This is a genomic window from uncultured Thiodictyon sp., assembly GCA_903837595.1.
In the GTDB taxonomy this organism is placed as follows: domain Bacteria; phylum Pseudomonadota; class Gammaproteobacteria; order Chromatiales; family Chromatiaceae; genus Thiodictyon.
Genome location: CAILVI010000213.1, coordinates 1 through 24,092 on the forward strand (window position 1 = coordinate 1; position 24,092 = coordinate 24,092).

General features: G+C 65.5%; 20 protein-coding genes. 6 read left to right on the forward strand and 14 right to left on the reverse strand.

Annotation, left to right across the window (positions count from 1 at the left end; all coding sequences use genetic code 11):
- The 9 genes from QZY44_RS11420 to QZY44_RS11460 form a co-directional block, all read right to left on the reverse strand.
- Positions 1-479: acetyl-coenzyme A synthetase N-terminal domain-containing protein (locus tag QZY44_RS11420; protein ID WP_295446278.1), on the reverse strand; the 479-nt coding region annotated here is incomplete at its 3' end.
- Positions 480-813: 334 nt separating this feature from the next.
- Entirely contained in the window at positions 814-1,317 is a 504-nt protein-coding gene (locus tag QZY44_RS11425; protein WP_295446280.1) for a hypothetical protein, read from the reverse strand.
- A gap of 19 nt (positions 1,318-1,336) precedes the next feature.
- Positions 1,337-1,789 carry a hypothetical protein gene (locus QZY44_RS11430; protein ID WP_295446282.1) on the reverse strand — a complete coding sequence of 151 codons (453 nt, stop codon included), beginning with the start codon at positions 1,787-1,789 and terminating at the stop codon, positions 1,337-1,339.
- 17 nt (positions 1,790-1,806) lie between these two features.
- Entirely contained in the window at positions 1,807-1,965 is a 159-nt protein-coding gene (locus QZY44_RS11435) for a hypothetical protein (RefSeq protein ID WP_295446284.1), read from the reverse strand.
- A complete protein-coding gene (locus QZY44_RS11440; RefSeq protein WP_295446286.1) occupies positions 1,962-2,372 on the reverse strand; it encodes a nucleotidyltransferase domain-containing protein in 411 nt (136 codons plus the stop codon). The genes QZY44_RS11435 and QZY44_RS11440 overlap by 4 nt, the downstream gene beginning before the upstream one ends.
- 200 nt (positions 2,373-2,572) lie before the next feature.
- Positions 2,573-3,259 carry an exonuclease domain-containing protein gene (locus tag QZY44_RS11445; protein ID WP_295446288.1) on the reverse strand — a complete coding sequence of 229 codons (687 nt, stop codon included), beginning with the start codon at positions 3,257-3,259 and terminating at the stop codon, positions 2,573-2,575.
- 4 nt (positions 3,260-3,263) lie between these two features.
- A complete protein-coding gene (locus QZY44_RS11450; protein WP_295446290.1) occupies positions 3,264-5,129 on the reverse strand; it encodes a putative nucleotidyltransferase substrate binding domain-containing protein in 1,866 nt (621 codons plus the stop codon).
- Positions 5,130-5,328: 199 nt separating this feature from the next.
- Positions 5,329-7,053, reverse strand: coding sequence for a cation acetate symporter (locus QZY44_RS11455; protein WP_295446292.1), 1,725 nt, complete (start codon positions 7,051-7,053; stop codon positions 5,329-5,331).
- Entirely contained in the window at positions 7,050-7,367 is a 318-nt protein-coding gene (locus tag QZY44_RS11460; protein ID WP_295446294.1) for a DUF485 domain-containing protein, read from the reverse strand. The genes QZY44_RS11455 and QZY44_RS11460 overlap by 4 nt, the downstream gene beginning before the upstream one ends.
- Before the next feature lie 448 nt (positions 7,368-7,815).
- On the opposite strand from QZY44_RS11460, the gene thrC reads away from it, so the two are divergent.
- Complete coding sequence (thrC, locus tag QZY44_RS11465; protein WP_295446296.1) at positions 7,816-9,231, forward strand: threonine synthase; 1,416 nt, start codon at positions 7,816-7,818, stop codon at positions 9,229-9,231.
- Here thrC and QZY44_RS11470 read toward each other — a convergent pair.
- Positions 9,228-9,476: a hypothetical protein gene (locus tag QZY44_RS11470; protein WP_295446298.1), complete on the reverse strand. Its 249-nt coding sequence runs from the start codon at positions 9,474-9,476 to the stop codon at positions 9,228-9,230. The genes thrC and QZY44_RS11470 overlap by 4 nt on opposite strands.
- A 579-nt stretch (positions 9,477-10,055) precedes the next feature.
- Here QZY44_RS11470 and QZY44_RS11475 point away from each other — a divergent pair.
- Positions 10,056-11,552 carry a DUF4139 domain-containing protein gene (locus tag QZY44_RS11475; protein WP_295446300.1) on the forward strand — a complete coding sequence of 499 codons (1,497 nt, stop codon included), beginning with the start codon at positions 10,056-10,058 and terminating at the stop codon, positions 11,550-11,552.
- A 416-nt stretch (positions 11,553-11,968) separates the two neighbouring features.
- Here QZY44_RS11475 and QZY44_RS11480 read toward each other — a convergent pair whose 3' ends face one another.
- Both QZY44_RS11480 and QZY44_RS11485 read right to left on the reverse strand, forming a co-directional pair.
- Positions 11,969-14,359 (reverse strand): NACHT domain-containing protein, encoded by a 2,391-nt coding sequence (locus tag QZY44_RS11480; RefSeq protein WP_295446302.1) that lies wholly within the window; start codon positions 14,357-14,359, stop codon positions 11,969-11,971.
- Positions 14,360-14,361: 2 nt separating this feature from the next.
- Positions 14,362-15,117, reverse strand: a complete 756-nt coding sequence (locus QZY44_RS11485; RefSeq protein ID WP_295446304.1) for a restriction endonuclease — start codon at positions 15,115-15,117, stop codon at positions 14,362-14,364.
- A gap of 258 nt (positions 15,118-15,375) precedes the next feature.
- Here QZY44_RS11485 and QZY44_RS11490 point away from each other — a divergent pair, with 258 nt between their 5' ends.
- Both QZY44_RS11490 and QZY44_RS11495 read left to right on the forward strand, forming a co-directional pair.
- Entirely contained in the window at positions 15,376-16,743 is a 1,368-nt protein-coding gene (locus QZY44_RS11490) for a nodulation protein NfeD (protein ID WP_295446306.1), read from the forward strand.
- A gap of 12 nt (positions 16,744-16,755) precedes the next feature.
- Entirely contained in the window at positions 16,756-17,514 is a 759-nt protein-coding gene (locus QZY44_RS11495; RefSeq protein WP_295446308.1) for a slipin family protein, read from the forward strand.
- A 298-nt stretch (positions 17,515-17,812) separates the two neighbouring features.
- On the opposite strand, the gene QZY44_RS11500 is transcribed toward QZY44_RS11495, so the two are convergent.
- Positions 17,813-18,106, reverse strand: a complete 294-nt coding sequence (locus tag QZY44_RS11500; RefSeq protein WP_295446310.1) for a hypothetical protein — start codon at positions 18,104-18,106, stop codon at positions 17,813-17,815.
- 571 nt (positions 18,107-18,677) lie between these two features.
- Positions 18,678-19,250, reverse strand: a complete 573-nt coding sequence (locus QZY44_RS11505) for a hypothetical protein (protein ID WP_295446312.1) — start codon at positions 19,248-19,250, stop codon at positions 18,678-18,680.
- 292 nt (positions 19,251-19,542) lie between these two features.
- Here QZY44_RS11505 and QZY44_RS11510 point away from each other — a divergent pair, with 292 nt between their 5' ends.
- Entirely contained in the window at positions 19,543-20,661 is a 1,119-nt protein-coding gene (locus QZY44_RS11510) for an efflux RND transporter periplasmic adaptor subunit (RefSeq protein WP_295446314.1), read from the forward strand.
- Positions 20,654-23,896: an efflux RND transporter permease subunit gene (locus tag QZY44_RS11515; protein WP_295446316.1), complete on the forward strand. Its 3,243-nt coding sequence runs from the start codon at positions 20,654-20,656 to the stop codon at positions 23,894-23,896. Before QZY44_RS11510 ends, QZY44_RS11515 begins: the two co-directional genes overlap by 8 nt.
- Positions 23,897-24,092: the final 196 nt, after the last annotated feature.

A 24,092-nucleotide genomic window follows, 5' to 3' on the forward strand; every position in this document is an offset into this window, starting at 1 on the left:
ACCGCGCCGACCCGGGTGCAGGCGAGCATGGCCACCGCCGCCTCCGGGATCATCGGCATATAGATGCATACCCGGTCGCCCTTTTTGACCCCATGGGCCTTGAGGACGTTGGCAAATTTGCAGACCTCCGCGTGTAGTTCGCGGTAGGTGATCTTGCGGTCTTCGGCCGGGTTGTCCCCTTCCCAGATCAGCGCGACCTGCTCGCCGCGCTTCTCCAAGTGGCGGTCCAGGCAGTTGTAGGAGACGTTGAGCTCCCCGCCCTTGAACCAGTTGATGTGCATATTCTCCGCATCGAAGCTCCAGTCCAGCACCGAGTCCCAGGGCTTGGACCAGGTGACGAACTCCTTGGCCTGCGCGGCCCAGAAGGTCTCCGGGTTCTCCAGCGAGTCCTTGTACATCGCCGCGTAGCGCTCCGCGTTGATGTGGGCCTTGGCAGCGATGGCCGCGGGGACCGGGTAAACCTTATCGTCGTGCGACATGTGGTATGTCCTCATGGTTGTGGTGGTGGTGGCATCCAGCGAAACCCACGATTTGGTGCTTGCTGGGCCAAAGGCAAAGATGCGATCGCCAATACTAAACGCTCAGCTAGCGGCTTTCCAGGCGGGTTCTCTCCCGCGGGGTGCCGCCCCCGCTCCGCGGCGGCGGCACCCCGCGGGACAGATTCGGACTACCGACGGCCGCGCCGGAACGCGGCTGGTCTGGGTGCGCTCAAAAAATAGCGACTGCGCGTGCCGGGTGGTCTCCCCCGGCAAGACTCGGGCGCCGCCCCTCCGGGACTGGTCGAACTGTCGTTGCGTGTCGGTGTGATGGTACTTACCGCGGCACGTTACGGAAATGCCTGATGAGCACCAAGGCCCATGCAACTGTCGCCGTGGCGAATGCCGCGAGCCCGCCGACAAACCACGGCATCGACAGGTGCGGCGGGGCCAGCTCGTTGGCACGTACCACGAGCCAATGCACATAGGAGAGAAAGACCACCAAGAGACAGCCGAGATAGGCCATGTGCGCGCGCAGCGCCCTGAGGGTCGCGGCGCGCCGGGCCGGGGCCAGCCAGTAGTCTCGATTTGGCAGGTTGATGCGGGCCTGCGGGTTGCACAAGCCCGCGGCAGGCAGGAACACCAGCACCGACGGCAGTGCGACGACGAATCCAAGCATGAACCGCACATAAAAATCGTGCGGCATAAACCCATTTGCCAAACCGGCTGCCCCGAAGTGTGACGCGACGCGCGGCGGCAAACCAAGGCTGGTAAACCAGATGAAGGCCGCTGCACCGGTCAGTACGACCAGAAAGACGGCCGTTGCGTTGCCTCGTTGCATGTTTCACCCGTTCGCCTGCTTATTCACCCGCATAATACCACTGGGCAGACTCGATGAGTCCGGCGCGGACGCGCAACTCAAGGCAGTCGTGTCCGCCGCGCCACCAATATATCAGCAGCGGCGTCCCAGGCGGGACCGGCCGGCCGTTATGCGCCGATCCGGCGGCAATGGTCTGGTCGGGGGGGCCCATGAGTGCCAGGACCTCGGCGTAGGTGTGACGGCCGGACGCCAGACGCTCACGCAGGCTCGCCATGACCTCATGCAGCGGTCCCCGCCAATCCCGCAACTGTGCCTGCCGGGCCGCGGAGCCCGCTTGCAGCTCCCGGCGATACTGCCGGTACTGCCGCGCCAATTCCGCGGTATCTCCCGCCGCCGCTATCATGTCAGGCTGGGCGCCCGCCGTGTCTGTGGCAGTGAGCGCGGCGGCACTGATGCAGCACAGCGCAAACCAAATAGACCGCCGTTGCGTCATGCCAAACACGGGGTCGATCAGGTCTGTGCCGTGATCTCAATGGTGCCACCGTCCAGCCAGCCTGCCACATCGGCCACAAACTCCGCTCGGGAGGTGCTTGCCAGTGGCTCAAGACGTCTCAGGGTCTCACGCAGACTCTGCAAGCGCCGGACGATGACACCGGGCTCCAGGGTCATGGCCGCACCTGGCCGCCCGACAGGTATTGACGTTGTATCCGTCGCCGATAGGCGCAGTCCTGGTAAGCGCGCAGCGCGCGCAGTTCAAACTGATTGACGAGTGATTGGTCCCGAGCGAACAGCAGCCGTCCGCCTGTGATGACCTGACGGGCGAGCACCGGGCCGGCCTGGTAAAAATCGATGAGGTCCACGGCGTCGCTGCCCAGCGCATCCGTAGTGATTGCCTGCAGCCCCAATAGTCGCCGCAGCGTGAGTGACTCGCGCGGGAGCACAGCGATGTCGACGTCGCGGGGATGGCGTCGGTCGGGGTCGACCTGGGAGCCGAAGCAATAGCCGGCCACGAGCTCCGGCGCCGCACGCAAGCCTGCGGTTAGTCTCTCGAAATCGGTTTGCTCGAGTTTGCGCATCGCCGCCATTGGGTCGCTGGATGAATCATTCTCAGACCGCCTGCCAGGATACCCGCGGAACGCCGCAGGCTCAACCGGGGATCCTTACCCTGTGCGCCTGAGGGGCTTGATCGTCGTTCCAACCAGCTGCGTCAGGCATTCTGCGCTGCCTGCGGCGATGCCCGGAATGGCGATCACGTTCGCTCGATCCGATCCGCACCTCACCACAGAAACCGTTTGAGCGGCAGCCAGTCCTCCGTTTCCCGATAGGCGGCCTGGGCGAGGAAGAGTTCGGCGGCGGCCAGGGCGTCGCTCAAGGCGTTGTGGGCGCCGTAGCGCGGCAGGTTGTAGCGTTCGCCGAGCGAGTGCAGGCGCAAATCCGAGGCCTTGAAAGCGGTCTGTCGCCGCTCAAAAGTCCGGTGTGCCACCACCTGGGTGTCGACCACCCGCACCGGCAGCCCGGTGCGCCACAGGCGGCGACAGGCATTGCCCAGAAAGCCGCATTCGATGGTGGCGTGGTGGGCAATCATGACCTTGCCCGCCAGTACGGGCAGCAGCTCCGCCAGTACGTCGGCCAGCTCCAGACCGCGGGCCGATTGGTCATCGGTGATCTGGTGGATGACTGCACTGGCCTCCGGGATGCGACGGTCGATCCGGACCACCCGGTGGCGAGCGCTTGCCAGGTCGATCCGGTTGCCATGCACCACGACATAACCGACGCTCAAGATCAGGTCCCGGGAGACATCGAGCCCGGTGGTCTCCAGATCAATGGCCAGATAATCGGCCGCCCGCCAGTCCTGATCCGTCCGCGGCAGGCGGCGGCCAAGGTAATCCCGTAGCGGCCCCGGTAAGGCACGGTGCCGCTGGAAACGGCGGCGCCAGTCGAGAAAGGAGGGGACTAAGAACACGCTGTTAGTTGAAGCGCCCGGTCTGATAACGCTGCCCGAGTGACTCCTGCATGGCGTTGATCAGGATAAAGGCGTCCTTCAGGTGGCCGCGTTCCAGGGGCGAGAGTTCATCCGGGGAGAGAAAGTTGTCTGCCTTCTCGCCGCGGCGCAGCTGGCGCGCCTGGTGGCGCATGCGCAGCGTCCCGATGAACTGCGCCGCGTCGATCAGATTGGCCGCGCCGTCCTTGCTCAGGGCATTGATCCCGGCGGCGGCGCGCAGGCGCTCCAGGGTATTGGTCTCGGTGATGCCGCTGGACAAGGCATAGACCCGGGCCAGGTCGATGATCGGCACCGTGCCGCGGTGTTTGATATTGAAGGTATGGCCATGGTCGCCGCCCTGAGTCAGGACGAAGTTGCGGAAGAACCCCAGTGGTGGGCGATTCTTAATGGCGTTTGCGGCCAGGTAGGCGATGAAGATCTGGTTGGATTTCGACAAACTCAGCACTTGGTCGTGGATCTCCTCGAACAGGCCCTCCGGGTCATACACCGGGCGCAGGTCGAAGAAGACACTGGACAGCATCAGGGCCATCGGTTCCGGGCGTCTGATCCAGGTGTTGAAATATTTTTTCCAGATACGTAGGGTCTGGCGCCACTGCGGGTTCCTGGCCATCACGTCGCCCGGGCAATAGATGTAACCACAGGCGTTGAGCCCGTCGTTGACGATGGCGGCGAGCGCGGCGAAATAGGCGTCGTCCTCCGGCTTCATATGGTCGGCGATGAGCAGCGCATTATCCTGATCCGAATACGCCGATTGCTCACGCCGCGCCTGGGAGCCGCCGACCATCCAGGCATAGGGCACCGGGGGTGGGCCCAATTCCGCCTCCGCAATTTCGAGCAGGCGTAGCGTGACGGCGTCGGTGATGGCGCTGATGGCTTGGCCGACCTGGTCCGCGGTCGCACCGCCGTTGATCAGGTGGACCTGCAGTTCCCCGACCTTGGCGCTGATCTCGGCGAGGCCGTCCAAGTTCTTCGCCTTGTGCACGTCACCGACCAGATAGACCGCGTTGGAGCTTTGAAAACGGGTGAGATCAGTGGTGGAGAGGATACCCGCCACCTGATCGCCGGACATCACCGGCAGGTGGTGGACGTTGAGCCGGGTCATGGTGAGTAGTGCCTCGAAGCCCAGCGAATCCACGGTCACCGTTTGCAGCCGCTCGGTCATGATCTCGCGTACCGGTCGGTCGGTCGGCAGCCCCGCGGCGATGCAGCGGGTGCGCAGATCGCGGTCCGTGACCAAGCCGGCCAGGTGCTCCCCCACCATAATCAGGAGCGAGGAGACCTGATGTTCGGACATGATCTGCGCCGCCGTTCGGATGCTGGTCTCCGGGGTGGCCGTGACCAGTGAGCGACCGATCAGGTTACCAACCCGCAGCGTCATCAGCCCGGCGCCGGTGGACGGGGCATTGACCACCGCATCGAGTGCGCGGCGCAATCGGTGGGCAATTGATTGGTCAAAGTGTTCCGCGAAGGCGCTGTGCTGGTCCCGCAGTGTCGCGAGATCCGTGCAGGGGAGCATGTAGAACAGGGTGTCCTCGGCGGTGCTGCCCCGCATGAGCGGTGCGCCTTCTGCGGCGCGGCAGGCCATATCGCACAGATCGCCTTCAGCCAGTTTGGACACCAACTCGCCCTGGGCATCGCGCATCTCCACCGCGCCGCGCCTCAGGATGTAAAGATAGGGTTGGTCCGCGTCCGCCGGCGGAAAGACGCTGCCGCGGCGCAGATAACGCACCGACAGCCGCTTGGGCAGGCGCTCCAGGGTCTCTGCGGGCAGCTTGTCGAAGGGTGGGTGGCTGGCCAGGAATTCCTGGATTTCAACGAGTTCGACGTCCACGCGGTTTCCCCTTGAGGCAACGATAAGGCGTCATTATCCGAGAAAAAAGTGATATCCGGACAACTATTCTTAGCCCTGAAAACGCCAAGGCCCGAGGTCGCGGGGCGACCTCGGGCCTTGGCGGTTAGGCCTTAGATGCCACTGCGCCAGTTCGGCAGTGGCGCCTGGACGTCCCTGTCCCAGGTCCTCGTCCCTGCGATCAATGGCCGGATGCACCCTCGGCGCCGATGCCAGTCTCGCAACGCACGCGCTGCGCCGCGAACGCGGCCCGATCGATCTTGGCCCGCTCCGACCGGTCAGTGATGGAGAACAGCCAGATGCAGATGAAGGCCACCGGGATCGAGATGATCGCCGGGTTGTCCAGCGGGATCAGGCCGACCGGCACCATCTTGCCGGTCGCGTCCGCGACGGTGTGCCCGAGGGTCTCGCCCCAGACCGCTTTAGTCATGACGGTCATCGACACCGCAGTGATCAGTCCGATAAAGCCGCCGATAAAGGCGCCGCGCGTCGTCATTCCCTTCCAGAAGATGGAGGCCGCCAGGACCGGGAAGTTGGCGCTGGCCGCAATGGCGAAGGCCAGGCCCACCATGAAGGCCACATTCTGCTGCTCGAACGCGATGCCCAGACCAATGGCCACCAGACCCAGCACGAAGGTCGCATACCGGCCCACCTTCAGTTCAGTGGTCTCGTTCACCCGACCGCGGGCGATGGCGCTGGCATAGAGGTCATGGCTGATGGCCGAGGCGCCGGCCAGCGTCAGACCAGACACCACCGCGAGGATGGTCGCAAAGGCCACCGCCGAGATGAAGCCCAGGAACAGGTTGCCGCCGACCGCCTGCGCGAGCTTGATGGCGACCATGTTGGTGCCGCCGAGCAGACCCTTCGGGTCGGTGACGACGCCAGCCGCATTGATGACGCCGGCCTTGAAGAACTCCGGATGCTGGGCGAGCAGGGTGATGGCAGAGAACCCGATGATGAAGGTCAGGATGTAGAAATAGCCGATAAAGCCGGTGGCGTAGAAGACCGACTTGCGCGCCTCCTTGGCGTTCGGCACGGTGAAGAAGCGCATCAGGATGTGGGGTAGCCCTGCGGTACCGAACATCAGCGCCAGACCCAGTGAGATGGCGTTGAGCGGGTCCTTGATCAGGCCGCCGGGGCCCATGATCGCGATGCCCTTGGAGTTGTGCTCGGTGGCTTGCTTGAACATCTCCTCGGGGGAGAAGCCGAAGTGGTACAGGGCGGCCAGGGCCATGAAGGTCGCACCGCAGAGCAACAGGCCGGCCTTGATGATCTGCACCCAGGTGGTCGCGGTCATGCCGCCGAAGATGACATAGACCATCATCAGCACGCCGACGATCACCACCGCCATCCAATAATCCAGCCCGAACAGCAGCTGGATCAGCTTGCCGGCGCCGACCATCTGGGCAATGAGATAGAAGGCGACGACGACCAGCGAGGAGACCGCGGCCATCGAGCGGATGGGCACCTGGCTGAAGCGGTAGGAGGCCACGTCGGCGAAGGTGAATTTGCCCAGGTTACGCAGCTGCTCGGCGATCAGGAACATGATCACCGGCCAGCCGACCAGCCAGCCGATGGAATAGATCAGCCCGTCATAGCCGGACGCGAAGACCAGGCCGGAGATACCCAGAAAGGAGGCCGCCGACATGTAGTCGCCGGCGATGGCCAGACCGTTCTGGAAGCCGGTGATGCCGCCGCCCGCGGTGTAGAAATCGCTGGCGGTGCGGGTGCGCAGGGACGCCCAGTAAGTGATTCCGAGCGTCGCCGTGACGAAGATCACGAACATGATCACCGCGGTGACGTTGAGCGATTGCTTGGTCACGGCCCCGGAAAGCGCGTCGGCATAGACCAGCGCGCAGGGGATCAGCAGGGCGGCGAGGATCGCCCAAGGGGAGAGTCGTTTCATTGCTGCAAGTCCTCGCGGATCGCCTTGGTAATATCGTCGAACTCACCGTTGGCACGGTAAACATAGATGCCGGTGAGGGCGAAGGCCGAGATGATGACCGCCAGACCGATCGGGATACCGACGGTGGTTACTGAACCTGCCCACAGCGGCTTGGCCAGGATGTGCCACTCCTTCTCGAAAGCCACCATCATGATGAAGCCGTAATAGAAGACCATCATCAGAAAGGTGAGTATCCAGCCGAAACTCTTGCGTTTCGACACGAGTTCCGCGTAGCGCGGGTGCCTGGTTATGGCGTCGACCGACTCAATTGTCATGGGCGTACCTTTATTGTGTGGGGGAAAGGGTTGGTGGCTTGCCGGTTGTCCCGCCGGGCGGGGCCTCCTCATCCGGTGGGTAGCGTATCGGTACTGGTGCAAGCCCGGACTCGCCGCCCGCCCGCCCCCCTGCGCTCGCGACTGATGGCGGGGCGCAGGGGTCGTCGGTCGCACCGGCGGTGTCGGTGCAAGCGGCTCCGCGGACGGCGGCGAGGCTATCCGATTGTGTTGCCCCGCTGCAAGTTGTGTCAACGTTCTTAGCAAACTTTTTCGCTGCTGCCGATGGGCCAACGCTGCGCGGGGCGGGGGCGATGCACCGCGTGTCCCCGCCCCTCGTGTGGGCACGTGCGTTTTGCCAAGCCCCGGCGCGCCCCTTTACACTGTGGCAAGCGCCGTGCCGCCCCGCCCGGCCGGCCTGGCCGGTATTTTTTTGGGGATCTAAAACGACATGAACTATGTAAGTACCCGCGGCCGCGTCGACCCCGTCGGTTTCGCCCAAGCCGTGATGATGGGGCTCGCCACCGACGGCGGTCTCCTGGTGCCCGCCGCCATCCCGCACGTCGACGCGGCGCGGCTGCGGGCCTGGTCGGCCTTGAGTTTTGAGGCACTGGCGCTGGAAGTCATGAGCCCCTTTGTGGAGGGGGAGATCCCGCGCGACGACCTGCGCCGGCTGATCGAGCGCTCCTATGCCGGCTTTACCCATCCGCAGGTGACGCCGCTCATCGAAAGCTCAGGGCTCAAGGTCCTGGAGCTCTTCCACGGTCCGACGGCCGCCTTCAAAGATGTAGCCCTGCAATTCCTGGGGAACCTGTTCGAGTATCTGTTGGAGCGCGACGGCGGGCAACTCAACATCGTCGGCGCCACCTCCGGCGACACCGGGTCGGCGGCCATCTATGGGGTCCGGGGCAAGGCGCGCATCCAGATCTTCATCCTCCACCCCAAGGGCCGGGTCTCGCCGATCCAAGAACGGCAGATGACCACGGTGCTGGACGCCAATGTCCACAACATCGCCATCCGCGGCACCTTCGACGACGGCCAGCGCATCGTCAAGGACCTGTTCAACGACCTGCCATTCAAGTCCGCCTACCAACTGGGCGCCGTCAACTCCATCAACTGGGCCCGTATCCTGGCCCAGACCGTTTACTACTTCTATGCCTGGGGCCGGGTCAGCGGCGGCGACCCCGGCCGGCGGGTCAGTTTCGCGGTGCCCACCGGCAACTTCGGCGACGTCTTCGCGGGTTACCTTGCCCGGCGCATGGGCCTGCCGATCGGCCGCCTGATCATCGCGACCAATCGCAACGACATCATCACCCGCTTCATGCACACGGGTGTCTATCAGGCCGGTGCGGTCTACCAGACCCTGTGTCCCGCCATGGACATCCAACTCGCCTCCAACTTCGAGCGCTATCTGTATTTTCTGCACGACGGGGACGCCACCGCCGTCTGCCGCCTGCTTGATGACCTACAGCGCGATGGGCGCCTGGTGGTCGACGGGGCGAGGCTCAAGCAGGTCCAGGAGGACTTTGCCGCGGCCGCCGTCTCCGACCCGCAGACCCTGGAGCAGATCCGCAGCACCTTTGCGGCCAGCGGCTACATCCTCTGCCCCCACACGGCCACCGGCGTGCGGGCCGCGCTGGACACTGGGGCCAGGGATGCCGCCGTCTGTCTGGCCACCGCGCACCCGGCCAAGTTCAACGAGGCCGTCCAGGCGGCCATCGGTTGCACGGCCCCGGCCCCGCCATCCTTGCAGGGCCTGTTGGAGCGCGAGGCGCGATGTGTCGAGCTGGACGCCACCACCACGGCGGTGCAAGACCACGTGCGCTCGACCCTGCGCGCGCTCGGCATCGGGCCTGCTGCGGTTTAACCCTGCATAAACAGCGGCACATAGGCCTGCAAGCGCCGCCCCTGGTACAGCGAGCCATCGATCCGCCAGGCGATCTGGTCCGCCGCGACCCGCTCCAAGGCCTGGGACTCGATGATCGCGGTTACCTTGTTCGGGTCGCCCTCATGGTTCAGGGTGATCTGCGCGGTGCCCCCCAGTGCCTGAATTCGGGCCTGGATGCCTTCGGAGGTGATCTCCGGGGGTAGGTTGGCGATGACGATGTGCATTGAGCAGTCTCTGGACAGAATAGTGAGCATACAGCGGCGGCCAGTATGCAAGTCCAGGACCGCCGGCTGCAAGTACCAAATGTCTGCGGTACACGCTTGATAAGTCTGGTCGCTCCCCGACCGTCGCGGCAACGCGGGGCAGGGCCTGGCCCCGTCGTTTGGGCGTCAAGATGCCGATCGAGCACTCGCCGTGCTCGATGGGGCGGCGCGCCCTTGAAGAGACGGCCAGCGTGCCCGATAGCCAAACGCACCCGTTTGGGTTTCATATACTTCTGCGCAGCCAGCGCGGGTGTCCATCGCCGACCGGTTCGCCGTTGCGCGGCCAAAACAGCCATAGGCTGCGCTCTCTCAAGCTGCTGATTGCGACCGATGCGGAGCGCAGCCGCAGCGGTGAGATGAATCAGTTGCTCACCCCTCATCAATGGGCGCGCTGGTGGGGCGTTGCTCCAGCGAGGCTATGAGGCGCAGCGGCGGTCCCCCGGGCTCGTCATTACGTCTGTGCTTTCCCCGTGGGTGTAGAGTCAACGCTGCACCGCTCGCCAACTGTCGAACCCTATGACCAACCGCGCCAGGAGCCCCATGCCGCACACCACAGCACCCCGTCCAACCCCCACCTCAGCGCGGTCCCTGGGCTTGAGCCCGCTCGCCGCCCTGGTCTGTCTGCTCATCGCCCACCCGGGAGCCGCCATGGACAATCCCAGCACTGCCGCCGCCGTGGCGGAACAGCGTATCGACGACTCGGCCCAGCAGGCCCTGGCCGTGACCATCTACAACGATGACCTGGCGCTCGTGAAGGACCAGCGCGCGCTCACCCTGACCCAGGGCGAAAACCGACTGGCCTGGCGCAACGTCTCGGGCAAGATCCGCCCCGAGACTGCACTGCTGTCTGAGACCTCCGGCAAGCTCCCGATCAGCCTGCTGGAGCAGAACTTCGACTTCGACCTGCTCACCCCCCAAAGCCTGCTCAAGAAATATCTGGGTCGCACGATCCAGGTCATCCGCACCAACGACGCCGGGGAGCGCACCACGGAAGACGCCACGGTGCTCGCCACCAATGAGGGTGTGGTCCTGCGTTACCCCGACCGCATCGAGACCGGGGTGGTCGGGCACCTCGCCTTCCCCGACCTGCCCGCGGATCTCCGCGACCAGCCCACGCTCGTCCTGCACCTGGATGCCCCGGCGGCCGGCAGCGGCAACTTCGAGCTCTCCTATCTCACTGGCGGCCTGGGCTGGAAGGCCGATTATGTGGGCGACGTCGCGGCCGACGGCAAGTCCATGGATCTGAGCGGCTGGGTCACGCTCACCAACGGCAGCGGTGTCGCCTATCGGCAGGCGCGGGTGCAGCTGGTGGCGGGGGAGGTCAACCAGGTCCGGCCGGTCCCGGCGGCGCCCATGATGATGAAGAGCATGGCGATGCCCGCCGCGGCGCCGATGCCGCAGGAGGAGGCGCTGGACCAATACCACCTCTACACCCTGCCGCGTCCCACCGATATCGGTAACAACCAGACCAAGCAGGTCGCCCTGTTGTCCGCCCCGCGGGTCCCGATCACGCGCGAACTGGTGGTGCGGGGTCAGCCCTATTTCTATCAGGCCCAGTCCGGGGACGGCTGGAGCAAGCTCGCGATCGCCTCGACGCTCAACTTCGCCAACAAGGGCGGCAGCCTGGGGGTGCCCTTGCCGAAGGGCGTGGTGCGCATCTATTCCAAGGACAGCCGCGGCAATGCCCAATTCATCGGCGAGGACCATATCGATCACACCCCCAAGAACGAGACCGTGACCTTGAAGCTCGGCGAGAGCTTCGACGTGACCGCGCGGCGCAAGCAGACCGAGTTCAATAAACTCTCCGGCAGCGGCCGTTACGATTATGCCTATGAGGCCGCCTTCGCCATGGAGCTGAAGAACGCCAAGTCCGAACCGGTAACCGTCAAGGTGCTGGAGGAGGTCCCTGGGGATTGGAAGATGGTCCAGGAGAGCCAGCCTCACACGAAGGAGGCCTCGAACCTCGCTTCATGGCAGGTGCAGGTGCCGGCCGAGGGTTCCGCTACCCTCACCTGGCGCACGCAGGTGCGGCACTGAGCAGCACCGGGGCCCCCCTCGTTCCCACGCTCCAGCGTGGGAATGCCGTGCGGGCGCTCCGCGTCCGGTCTTGGCACTGGAGGACCTGGCCAATGCCTCGACCTATGCGCGACTGCACGCGACCGAGATGGACCGCGCCATCGCCGAAAACGCGGCTTGAAGTGGTGGCCGGACTCTCGCTCTCGCGCTCTCGTGACACCGCTTTGCGGTGTCACGCCTGTGTCAGGCGCTCTGCGACGGGAGTGTCGGTCGTTGGAATGGTGATTAACGCTGACGCTGGCGTCGATCATTGTTCCGGCTAATCCGTGCCGTACATTCGTCGCGGCCGGGGGGCCGCTCCTACGCCGTAGGAGCGGCCCCCCGGCCGCGACGGGTTGCCGCAAGTGCGATGATCAAGGCCCCGCGGGTGGTTGTCGTCAGGCCACCGGGGGCGGTGACTGATCGGGCGGCTGCTCGGGAGACTCCTGCTTGGCCCATTCGTCCAGGGCCTGTTGGCCGGGTTCACCGAGGGTGGCCAACAGGTTACGGGCGGTGAGACTGAACACATCATAGGGGCCAATGCCCTTGATTTTTTCCGCTATCTCTGCATCCGACCAGGGGCCGCGTCTATACCAGGCGAGGACTAGGGCGGCTTGCTGAAAATCCCACTGGTGAACCGCGAGGCGGGTATCCAGGCCGGCGAAGAAGACATCGGCTTTCGGCCAGTCATCGGGGTCGAAACTGTCCCGCGCCAATAGCGGTTGAACCGAGAAGGCCCAGGCGGCCCTCTGGCCCTCGTGGTCCGAGTCAGCGTCCTGCATGATCCGGTACAGTGCCTTCAGAACGCCTGCGGCTGGCGGGGTGGAGGCAAGTCGGCCCGTGCCCAGCCACGCCATCGCCCAGCTTGCGGCCAGGGCGACGGGTCTATCATCCAAGGTCAAGCAATCGCCCAGGGTGTCACGTAGGGGGGAGTAGAGATTAGTAGGAGGACTTGTCCGGAGTAACGGTCTGGTCCATCCAGAATCCAGCCAAGCGATATGCAAGATGACGAGGGCCGCATGGATTCGCTCGATTCTCTCAGACGCGGTGAGCGACCGCATCAACGAGTGAACCAGGTTCGACGTCAGGACGGACGAATCATCGAGGCCTACCAAGGCCAACGACATCTGACGGACGGTATCAACAAGTTCCCACCAGTGCCCCTGTCCTGAGAGATAGGCGGTCTCAGCGACCTCCCTGAACAATGCCCCATACTTGCCGTTCAGCAGGCCGACGACGCTCCCGCTGAGAATCTCTTCGTTACCGTGGCGTGCCATTTGGAACAATGCCCCGCGCAGGATGACGGCGGTTATTGGGACCTCGTCCAGCAGGCATTGGCGCAACAAGACGACAAAAGGCGCCCCTACCGACGTATCGGCAAAGCCCTTCTTAAGGTCGATACCCGCACATTCGGCCGTCAACCGCTGAATCAATCCCTCGCACCGCCTCCCCGCCAAGACCGCCGCCAGCGGAACCACCTCCCTCCACCGCTGGTCCTCGAAATGCGGCGCCAGCAGATCGGCCAATGGCGTCTCTGCCGCGCGCCCCGGAAACTGTCCCTCCACGAATCCACGGGCGGCCAGATATTCCTGAAAGGTCAGGTGCCTGAACTCATAGACCTCCTGTAGCTCGCCGTCGATCAGCTCATGCCCCGTCTGCATGATCAGGCTGCTGCGGTACTCGATGCGCTCGATGAACTGCTCCGCAGAGATCGCGGCGAACTGGAGTTCTGCCTCCAGCTCCACGCGCGCCTCGCGCAGCAGGGCGAGCAGGTCGCGCCGGCCGATCCGCTGGATGCCCTGCTGCATCATGGCGCAGGCGAGATAGGAGAGCTGGGCCAGGGTCTCGTCCTCGTCCAGCGGGGCATAGCCCTCGACATTCCAGGTGCGGATCAGGACCTGGGCCGCCTTGCCGTAGAGCGCGGCGCGGTTGCGGGGCAGTTCCCCGATCCAGCGCTTGACCACCAGCAGGGTGGTCAGCAGCAGCGGGTTTTCCACCAGGCGGCGGATGCGCTCGTTGGCCCAGATCTGGGCGGCCAGGGCCGCCGCGTCGGCGCGGACCTGGGGCCGGTCACCGACCACCTCGCAGTGCCAACTGACGCACAGGCGCTCCACCTCTGATGCGTCGAAGGGCGCCAGGCGGGCCAGGGTGCTGACCCCGGCGATGACCCCGGCCACCAGCCGGAAACCGGCCTCCCGGGAGGAGACCACCAGCGCGACCCCGGGGAACATGCCCAGGAAGCTGCGCAGGTGTTGGGCGAAGCGCTGCCGGTCGCCGGCATCCGAGACCTCGTCCAGCCCGTCCACCAGGATCAGCACGCGACCGCCCCGCAGTGCCTCGTGCAAGTCGGCGAGGAAGGCTTGACCCTCGCCGGCGTCCATGCATGCCTGACGGGGCAGGTCCTCGAGTAGTTCGAGGAAGGGTCGGCCGGCGCGTTCACGCAGGTCCCGGCAGCGTAGATAGAGCGGTAGCCAGTCCCGCTCCGGCAGCCCGTCGGCAACCTCCAGTCGGCGCTCCGGGACGGCATAGGCGTTGACCAGGCGCCGCAGTAGGGTGCTCTTGCCGCCGCCGGGGGCGGCCAGGATGGCGAGATGCGGATGGTCGGCGAGGAGTTGCCGATGGGTTGAGGTGGTTCGGGTTCGGTCCGCCGCCCCTCGGGTTGCGCCTCCCCGTCCGGCGCGGGTCGCTCCACCTGGGCGCGCAGGGGCACGAAGAGCCGCTCCAGCCGCAGCCGCGTGGCGCTCAGATCCGTGTCCGCCGGGAGTCCGTCGAGTTGGATGCTGCCGCACTCCTACTCCAGCCAGGCGCGATAACGCCGACCAGCGGCCTCGCCCAGGGCCGCCCGGTCGGGCGCGGGCGGCGGCGGGGCCAGGTAGCGCAGGGTGTGCAGATCGCCGCCGCACTCCCGGTCGGCCTCAATGAGTATCCGCGCCACCGGCTCCGCGAGCGGGGTGCCGTCCGCATGGACCAGGGCGAAATGGGTGGGCTGCTTGCCTTGGGCATAACGCAAGGCCCAGACATAGCCTTGGATGGTGTCGCCCAGAAGCTCGGCGGCCTGGAGTTCGGCACCGTTGAGCCGGGCGTGCCGGGCGCACTGGCCGGCGCGTTCCGCGGCGGCCGTCAGTTCGACGAGTAAGCGGCTGCGCTGAAGCTCGGCGATGACCTGGGCGGCGTCCAGCAGGAGCACCTGGCTCGCGCTGGCCGTCGCCTCCTGGGCGCGGGCGCTCTCCTTGAATCCGCTCAATGAAACGAAATAGCCGCTGACGGGCGGTCCTGGGCGGTCCCGCTCGATGCCGAGCACACCGCGAAACTTGTTGATGTCGTCCCCGCCGATGCGCGCCTTGTGGGCCTTGCACTCACCGATCACACGTCGGTTCTCGAAGCGGTGGCGGCCCTGGAGGTCGATCTCCCGACCGCTCTGCGCCACGTCGCGCTTAAGATCCTCATAGCCCAGCGCGAAGAACAGGTCCTCGATCAGGCGGGTGAAGAGGTCGCCGCGGACGTTGTTGTCGGTCGCGAGGAGTCTGATTTGGCTCGGGGAGTCCATGACGTGCTACCGGTGTCCGGCGGGGTGGGGCGGTTGGGGCTAGATTCCCGCATCGGTGGGTGGTTTGGCAAGTGGCGGTGTGTCTTTAATCGGGGCGCGCGAACCTCCAGTTTCACGTGTCTGACCAAAGTAAAGACTGATCCCGGACTCGGACACGGGGAGCTGAGCTTCCCGTGCCGGCATTGCCAAGCGGAGCTTGGCAACGAGGGGGCGGCATTTGGTCTACGCTTGCCGTAGCACGCGACTTGGAGACCCCTGATGACGTTCGCATCGAAGCGCCCCTGGCTGCCGGCACTGGCGGCCGTCCTGCTGGCCATTCTGGCGATTCCCGCTGCCGCCCGCGAGGCCCCACTGGTGGACCTGGAGGGTGCCATCGGACCGGCCAGCGCGATTTTTGTCGCGGACGCACTGACGGCGGCGCAGCGCGAGGGCGCGCCGGTGCTGGTCCTGCGCATCGACACCCCGGGGGGGCTCGACAGCGCCATGCGGGCCATCGTCAAGGCGATCACGGCATCAACGGTGCCGGTGATCGGCTATGTGGCGCCGGGCGGGGCGCGGGCGGCGAGTGCCGGCACCTATATCCTCTCTGCCTGCCAGGTCGCGGCCATGGCCCCGGGCACCAATCTGGGGGCGGCCACGCCGGTGCAGATTGGGGGGCTCACCGGCAGCGCGCCGCCTGCCGCGCCCGCGGGTGACGGCAAGGCGGGGTCGGAGCCGACCGGTGACGCCATGACCCATAAGCTGGTCAATGACGCGACCGCCTATCTGCGCAGCCTGGCGGAACTGCGCGGGCGCAATGCGGACTGGGCCGAGCGGGCGGTGCGCGACGGCGCCAGCCTGTCGGCCGAGGCGGCGCTCAAACTCCAGGTCATCGATCTGATTGCCCCGGACCTGGGCAGCCTGCTGGCCCAGACGAACGGGCGCACCGTCGTCACCGCTGCCGGGCCGCGCGCGCTCGACACGGCTGCGCTCACGCTGGTGGAGCGCCACCCGAGCTGGCCGGACCGGTTCTTAGGCGTCTTAAGCGACCCCAACATCGCCTATATCCTGCTCCTGCTCGGCTTCTACGGACTGGTCTACGAACTCGCCAACCCGGGCACCGTGCTGCCCGGTACGGTGGGGGCGATCTGCCTGCTGCTGGCACTCTATGCCTTCCAGCTGCTGCCGGTGAGTTGGGCCGGGCTGGCACTGATCGGGCTCGGGTTGGGGTTGATGATCGCGGAGGCCTTCGTGGCGAGCTTCGGTGCCCTGGGGCTCGGCGGCATCGCGGCCTTCGTGATCGGCTCGCTGATCTTGATCGATACCGACGCTCCCGGTTATGCCATCTCGCGGCCGCTGATCGGCGGCTTCGCGGTAGCCAGCGCGGTCCTGCTGGTGCTGGTGGTGGGGATGGCGGTCAAGGCCCAGCGGCGCCCGGTGGCGACCGGCGGTGAGCAGCTGATCGGCGCCCTGGGCACGGCGGTTTCCGGCTTCCCGGGGGCGGGCAGCGTCCACCTGCATGGTGAGATTTGGAGTGCCAACAGTCCCCAATCCATCCCGTCCGGCACGGCCATCCGCGTCCTGACCCGCGAGGGGCTGACCCTTTCGGTCGAACCCGTGGCGGACAAACACCTGTCAGACGACTAAGGAGTGTTCATCATGCCATTCGGCGCCTATCTCATTGCGCTGCTCGTACTCGCTTCACTGGTCATCTCCGCGCTCAAGATCCTGCGCGAATATGAGCGCGGGGTCGTTTTCACCCTGGGGCGCTTTACCGGGGTTAAAGGCCCGGGAATCATCCTGCTCATCCCCGGGGTCCAGAAGATGGTGAAGGTCGACCTGCGGGTGCAGGTCCTGGACGTGCCGTCCCAGGACGTGATCTCGCGCGACAATGTCTCGGTGAAGGTCAATGCGGTGATGTATTTTCGGGTGATGGACCCGGAGCGCGCCATCATCCAGGTCGAGGACTTCCAGATGGCCACCAGCCAACTCGCCCAGACCACGCTGCGCTCGGTGCTCGGTCAGCATGAATTGGACCAGATGCTCGCCGAGCGCGAGAAGCTCAATGACGCCATCCGCACCATCCTCGATGCCCAGACCGACGCCTGGGGGATCAAGGTCGCCAATGTGGAGATCAAGCGGGTGGATCTCGATGAGTCGATGATCCGCGCCATTGCCCGTCAGGCCGAGGCGGAGCGCTCGCGCCGGGCCAAGGTCATCCACGCCGAGGGCGAGATGCAAGCGGCCGAGAAGCTCGCCGAGGCCGCCGCCATCCTGGCCCGGCAGCCCCAGGCGATCCAATTGCGCTACCTGGAGACCCTCACCGCCATTGCCGGTGATAAGACCTCGACCATTGTCTTCCCGCTGCCGCTGGACCTGGTGGAGCCGCTGCTGCGGCGCGCGGTGGTGGGCGGATGACGATCAGCTGCGGCGGTCGCGTCATTGCGTGCGTGCCGTTTGATGACGTCGCCAGAGGGCTGGATACCTCGGTGGATGCGGTTGGGTGTTAGTGTTACCGGATCTTGATGATCACGGTGGCCACTGGCGCTACCTATCCGTGACACCGCTGGAGCGGTGTCACGAGGGTGATGGAGTGTGGCATCGCCGGGATGACAGCTAAGGCGCTGTCAAGGAAATTGACGGTGGGAATCCATGTTCGTAGGGGCGGGTTTCAAACCCGCCCCTACGCGCGGGAGCCAGAGGACGTTCGCCCAGGCTATTCGAGATACTCGACGCCGATCTTTGACACGCCCTCTCCCAGGTCTCGGACCCAGCGGATTTCGGCCTGAAGCGGCGCCAGGCGATCGACCCGCACCATGCAGATCATGCCCTGTTTGATCCAGTCCTGGTTGTGTGTGATCAGTCCGCATCCCGTCAGCGCCTCGTTGACGATCAAGGCGGAGAGGGCGGGCGTAAACTGGTTCTTGTCCTCGTACACGCCCGGGTCGAGCCATGCCACGGCGCCATTGTTGGCCGGAAAGCGGATGCCTTGGCGATCGGTGTATTCCACGGTTACCTCCTCGTACTTATTGTGGTGAGCCTCTCGGAGCGAGCGAGCCGCTCGGCGAACCGACCGCGCCGCTGGGATGCGTGCGATCGCTGCGTACTTTGTTGCGAAAGGCGATTTCGGTCGATGCCCTTGGGCGCCCGCACACCGGCGATCGGGTGCTGTGCGATCCGCTGCGGGTGATCCTTCATCCCAAACATGCGCCAGGATCCCATCATAACTGGTTTGATACTCAGCGGACGTAAAGCTTCTGTTAAGGTGTTCACAGTTTATGCGGGCGATGGACTGCCTGTTTGGCGGCTTTGCCATGCTCTGCGATGGGCTATTGACGGGTGACTGGTGCGGTTCGCAGGCTCACCGCACCCTACATGGCGGCTTGTGGGGTCTTGATCGGAATGCCGGCCAGCGGCGTTCCCGGCGCAGCGCGCGCGACCCCCACGTGACGCCGCCGCGGCGGTGTCACGAGCGGGGGCGAGATTCGGTGACTCGGTGATCACGGCCGGCGTCCGGGGCGCAGGGTTAGAACCGGTGAAGATTTCCAGTGTATTGCCGGCAGCGAATCGCGGCCGCAATGTTAATGTGGGGGACAGGTCATCGGAAAGCACTTTGCCCATGTGGTCGCTGGCGGCGGCGCGCTCGGGTCTTGCCTCGGAGCCAATTTGAGCTCGCACTTTGAGCGGATTTCCTTCAGCACTGTCGTTTTCTCCTTTTCATCTGTGGTTGTGATCGCCTTAACGATTGCCGCCTCCACGGCTGCGTGCAGTGCCGAATAGTCGTCTTTCGCCGTACCACCATCCATGCCGGCGCCATTTAATTTCTCGACGGTGGCATTGGTCGCGCCAGCGTAGGCGCTAAACACGGCGACCCATGTCACATTGGCAGGACTCGCTGCTACTAGCGCCGCACCAAGAACGCCGGCCAGGACTCCGCTCGTTGAGATTCCAAAATTCCAAGCCGCGCCTTCCCGCGACCTTCGCTCGTAATAGTCCAGCGCGGTCGCGCATACATTAACGGCGTCTTGGACGCTCTCCTTGCCGTCACCCGATGTCAGCCTTGGGGCGGGCGGTCGTTTTACTTGGAGGCAGCAACCTGTGATCGCGACGCAGATGATCGTAGCGGCGCAAAATACTTGTGTGGCGGTCGTCATGGTGAGCTACCTCCTCGTCCTAACTGGTAGACGTTCATGAAGGGAAATGCCGGACAGGCCAGACCCATGACGTGGCGGATCAGTCAAAGCGACCGGCCGGTGCTACCAAGTATAGTTCGGCGGCTGATCGTTTGGGGTACGGTGGAACTTGGTGTCATGCGGGAAACGCCGATGTCATAGCATAATGCGGTGGCCGGCCCGGACAGCCCGCGTCGGTCCGGCCGCCGGGCTTGAAACGACGGCCGATTCGTGTAATATAAGAGTTCTCTAATATTCATCCGGTGCCGCCATCATGCGTCTCCTCACGCCCACTGCTGCCCTGGCCGCGTTGCTCGTGTTCCCCGTCCTGGCCGCCGACCCGGCGCCGGGTGCGGCCGCGACACCTGCCGCGCCTGCCGCGTCCCAGACCGGCCTGGCCACGGCCACCGTCGCGACGCGCACCGTCCCCCGGGAGTACCGCCTGGATGGCCTCGTGGAGGCTGTCAACAGCTCCACGGTGTCCGCCCAGACCTCGGGCCAGGTCAAGGAAATCCTGTTCGACGTGGACGACTACGTGGAGCAGGGCGCGGTGATCATTCGGCTCAAGGACACCGAGCAGCGCGCCCGGCTTGCCCAGGCGACGGCCGACCAGAGGTCAGCTGCGGCCCAGTTGAAGCAGGCGCGGGAGGACAATGCCCGGATCAAGGGGCTGGCGGAGAAGCAGAACGTGTCGGCCTCCGCCCTGGATAAGTCGACTGCGGATCTCGCCGCCGCCCAGTCCGCCCTGGAGGCTGCCACCGCCCGCCTGGACCAGGCCCAGGAGCAACTGAAGTACACCGAGGTCCGCGCGCCCTATGCCGGTATCGTCACCGCCCGCAAGGTGGCGGTGGGGGAGATGGCGAGCCCCGGTCAGCCGCTGATCAGCGGTATTTCGCTCCAGGCGCTGCGGGTGGCGGTGGACGTGCCCCAGAGCCTGATCGCGGCGGTGCGCGGTGGGGCCGCGGCCCGGGTCTATCGCCCGGACGGCACCGCGATCGAGTCCAAGGAGATCACCATCTTTCCCTATGCCGATCCCGGCTCCAATACCTTCAAGGTGCGGGTGGACCTGCCCGCCATCGCCGCCCCCGGTGCCAGTCCGTTGTTTCCCGGGATGTTTGTGAAGACCGGTTTCGTGGTCGGTGCCAAGGAGGAACTGGCGGTGCCCAAGGCGTGCGTGGTGTTCCGCTCCGAGGTCACCGGGGTCTACGTGGTGGGGCTGCAAGGCCAGGTGCAGTTCCGTCAGGTGCGCCTGGGGCGCGACCTGGGTGACGCCTTTGTGGTGCTGGCCGGGCTCACCGCGGGTGAGCGGGTGGCTCTGGACCCCGTCGCCGCCGGGGTGGTGCGCAAGGACCAGGGGGCGGCCCGCCCGGCGGCGGGAGACCATCATGGTTAAGCCTTTGGGCCTGTCGGGTCGCATCACGGCGCGCTTTCAGTCGTCCGCCATCACCCCGTTGTTGGCCCTGCTGGGTCTGCTGCTCGGGTTCTTTGCCGTCCTGGTCACGCCGCGCGAGGAAGAGCCCCAGATCAACGTCACCTTGGCCGACGTTTTCATCCCCTTCCCCGGCGCCTCCGGGGCCGAGGTCGAACACCTGGTGGCCGGGCCCGCCGAGCAGGTGCTGTCCGAGATCAAGGGCATCGAGCACGTCTATTCGATCTCCCGCCCCGGCATGGCGGTGGTGACGGTGCAGTTCCGGGTGGGGGAGGACAACACCGACGCGGTGGTGCGCCTGTTCAGCAAGGTGCAGAGCAATTCGGACTGGCTGCCGCCCAACCTCGGCGTCGGCAGCCCCATCATCAAGCCCAAGGGCATCGACGACGTGCCGATCGTCACCGCCACCCTCTGGTCCAAGGACCCCAAGATGGGGGCCTTCGAGTTGGGTCAGGTCGCCCACGCCATCGAGCCCGAGCTCAAGCGTGTTTCCGGCACCCGGGATGTCTATACCCTGGGGGCGCCGCGCCAGAGCGTACGGGTGCTCCTGCAGCCGCAGGCACTGGCCGGTTACGGCATCGATCTCAATGACCTGCGCCGTGCACTCCAGGCCGGTAACCAGAACGCGGACAATCTGAGCGTCACCGCCGACAATCAGGAGGTCCTGGTGCAGGCCGGTACCTTCCTCTCCAGTCCCGAGGAGATCGGCGACCTGGTGGTGGGGCTGCGCGCGGGCCGCCCGGTGTATCTGCGCGACGTGGCGAGCATCGAGCGCGGCCCCGAGCAGCCGGAGAACTATGTCTGGATGGGCGGCGGCCCGGGCGCTCAGGGCAATAGCAGCGCCCCGGCCCGTGCCGGCCCGGCGGTGACCATCGCCGTGGCCAAACAGGAGGGGGTGAACGCGGTGGAGGTGGCGCAGCGCGTGATCGAGCGCTTTGCGCAGCTGCAGGGTACCTTTATCCCGGACGGGGTGGAGGTGACCGTCACGCGCAATTACGGCGCCACCGCGGATGCCAAGGCCAAGAAGCTGATCAGCAAACTGGTGTTTGCGACCGGCTCGGTCATCCTGTTGGTCTGGCTGGCGGTCGGCTGGCGCGAATCGATCATCGTCGGCGCCGCCGTGATCGTCACCCTGGCCCTGACCCTGTTCGCCTCCTGGGCCTGGGGCTTTACGCTGAACCGGGTCTCGCTCTTCGCGCTCATCTTCTCCATCGGCATCCTGGTGGACGACGCCATCGTGGTGGTGGAGAACATCCACCGGCACATGGCCCTGTCCACTGCGCGGCTCCTGGACCTGATGCCCAGGGCGGTCGATGAGGTGGGCGGGCCGACCATCCTCGCCACCTTCACCGTCATTGCCGCCCTGTTGCCGATGGCCTTCGTGAGCGGGCTGATGGGGCCCTATATGTCACCCATCCCCATCAATGCCTCATTGGGGATGGTGATCTCGCTGGCGGTCGCCTTCATCTTTACGCCCTGGATGACCAACTTCATGCTCGGGCGGCGGCACGACCAGGGTGCGCGGGCGTCCCGCCCGCATGGGGCGGCGGCGGGCGAGACGCCCGCGCTCCTCGGGCGGATCTTCCGCCCGGTCATCGGCCCGTTCCTGGTCGGGCGCACGGGGCATCGCAACCGCTGGTTCCTGCTCGCCGGCATCCTGGTGCTGATCGGGGGCTCGGTGATGCTGGCGGTCAACAAGGTGGTCGTGCTCAAGATGCTGCCCTTCGACAACAAGTCGGAGTTCCAGGTGGTCCTGGACATGCCCGAGGGGACCAGCCTGGAGCAGACCACCCGGGTGCTGGCGGAGATGGGCGAGTATCTCGCCACCGTCCCCGAGGTGACCGACTACCAGGCCTATGCCGGCACCGCTGCACCGATCAATTTCAATGGGTTGGTGCGTCAGTATTATCTGCGCTCCGGCGCCAACCTGGGCGATCTGCAGGTCAACCTGGTCGACAAGCACCAACGTTCCCGCCAGAGCCACGCCATCGCCTCGGCGCTGCGTGCCCCCCTGCAGGCCATCGCCAGCCGCTACCAGGGCAACGCCAAGATCGCCGAGCCGCCGCCGGGGCCGCCGGTGCTGGCGCCGCTGGTGGCCGAGGTCTACGGGCTCGGCTACCCGGGCCAGATCGCCACCGCGGCCAAGGTGCGGGCCGCCTTCGCGTCCACCCCCGACATCGTCGACGTGGACGATTCGGTGGAGTTCCCCTCGACCAAGCTCGTCGTCGAAGTAGACCGCGCCAAGGCGGCGCGACTGGGGGTCGACCAGGCGAGCGTCGCCCAGGCCCTGGCCACGGTGTTGAAGGGCGAGTCGATGAGCTTCCTGCACGGGGCCAACGTGAAATACGCGGTGCCTATTCTGGTTGAATATGCGCCGGCCGACCAGGCCGACATGGAGCAGGTCCTGGCGCTCAAGGTGCGCGCCCAGGGCGGCGCGCTGGTGCCGCTGTCGGAGATCGTCACGGTGGTGCCGAGTACCCGCGCCCCCAGCATCTATCATAAGGACCTGTTGCCGGTGGTCTATGTCACCGGTGATATGGGCGGTGCCACCGATAGCCCGCTCTATGGCCTGTTCACGATCGCCGCGAAATTGACTGATCAGCTGGGCCTGCCGCAGTGGTACACCCAGCAGCCGGGCAATCCCTATGAATCCAGCCTCAAGTGGAACGGTGAATGGCAGGTGACCTATGAGACCTTCCGCGATATGGGCATCGCCTATGGCGTGGGGCTGATCCTCATCTATCTGCTGGTGGTCGCCCAATTCCGCAGCTATCTGGTGCCGCTCATCATCATGGCGCCCATTCCGCTGACCATTATCGGCATCCTGCCCGGTCATGCGCTCCTGGGTGCCAAGTTCACCGCCACCTCCATGATCGGCATGATCGCGCTGGCCGGTATCATCGTGCGCAACTCCATCCTGCTGGTGGACTTCATCAATCAGCAGGTACGCGAGGGCACGCCCTTTGCGGATGCCGTCATCCACTCCGCGGTGGTCCGCGCCAAGCCCATCGCACTCACTGCGCTCGCCGCCATGGCCGGCGCCGCCTTCATCCTGGACGATCCGATCTTCTCGGGGCTGGGCGTCTCACTGCTGTTCGGGCTCTTCGTCTCGACGTTATTGACCCTATTGGTGATTCCGGTGGTCTATTACGGCGTGATGTATAAGCGGGAGGAGTGGATGCGCAGCGCCACGGGGTAAGAGCGGCCCCCAGGCCGCGACTTCCGCGCTCGTGACACCGCTTTGCGGTGTCACGCATGTGTCAGGCGCTGTGCGCCGTGAGTATCATCAGCCGGACCCGTGATCATGGTTTGGCCCGCCTCTGAGTAGTTCTACTGATGTCGCCTCAGTAGTTTCCCGCCGCCACGCTCCGCAGTCCTGCCCATTCAGATCCACG

What these genes read in the sequence shown, in the direction of transcription:
- QZY44_RS11425 (WP_295446280.1), bottom strand. Translation starts at nt 1,317, where the DNA reads ATGCAACGAGGCAACGCAACGGCCGTCTTTCTGGTCGTACTGACCGGT.
- QZY44_RS11430 (WP_295446282.1), bottom strand. Translation starts at nt 1,789, where the DNA reads ATGACGCAACGGCGGTCTATTTGGTTTGCGCTGTGCTGCATCAGTGCC.
- QZY44_RS11435 (WP_295446284.1), bottom strand. Translation starts at nt 1,965, where the DNA reads ATGACCCTGGAGCCCGGTGTCATCGTCCGGCGCTTGCAGAGTCTGCGT.
- QZY44_RS11440 (WP_295446286.1), bottom strand. Translation starts at nt 2,372, where the DNA reads ATGCGCAAACTCGAGCAAACCGATTTCGAGAGACTAACCGCAGGCTTG.
- QZY44_RS11455 (WP_295446292.1), bottom strand. Translation starts at nt 7,053, where the DNA reads ATGAAACGACTCTCCCCTTGGGCGATCCTCGCCGCCCTGCTGATCCCC.
- QZY44_RS11460 (WP_295446294.1), bottom strand. Translation starts at nt 7,367, where the DNA reads ATGACAATTGAGTCGGTCGACGCCATAACCAGGCACCCGCGCTACGCG.
- thrC (WP_295446296.1), top strand. Translation starts at nt 7,816, where the DNA reads ATGAACTATGTAAGTACCCGCGGCCGCGTCGACCCCGTCGGTTTCGCC.
- QZY44_RS11470 (WP_295446298.1), bottom strand. Translation starts at nt 9,476, where the DNA reads ATGCACATCGTCATCGCCAACCTACCCCCGGAGATCACCTCCGAAGGC.
- QZY44_RS11475 (WP_295446300.1), top strand. Translation starts at nt 10,056, where the DNA reads ATGCCGCACACCACAGCACCCCGTCCAACCCCCACCTCAGCGCGGTCC.
- QZY44_RS11485 (WP_295446304.1), bottom strand. Translation starts at nt 15,117, where the DNA reads ATGGACTCCCCGAGCCAAATCAGACTCCTCGCGACCGACAACAACGTC.
- QZY44_RS11490 (WP_295446306.1), top strand. Translation starts at nt 15,376, where the DNA reads ATGACGTTCGCATCGAAGCGCCCCTGGCTGCCGGCACTGGCGGCCGTC.
- QZY44_RS11495 (WP_295446308.1), top strand. Translation starts at nt 16,756, where the DNA reads ATGCCATTCGGCGCCTATCTCATTGCGCTGCTCGTACTCGCTTCACTG.
- QZY44_RS11505 (WP_295446312.1), bottom strand. Translation starts at nt 19,250, where the DNA reads ATGACGACCGCCACACAAGTATTTTGCGCCGCTACGATCATCTGCGTC.
- QZY44_RS11510 (WP_295446314.1), top strand. Translation starts at nt 19,543, where the DNA reads ATGCGTCTCCTCACGCCCACTGCTGCCCTGGCCGCGTTGCTCGTGTTC.
- QZY44_RS11515 (WP_295446316.1), top strand. Translation starts at nt 20,654, where the DNA reads ATGGTTAAGCCTTTGGGCCTGTCGGGTCGCATCACGGCGCGCTTTCAG.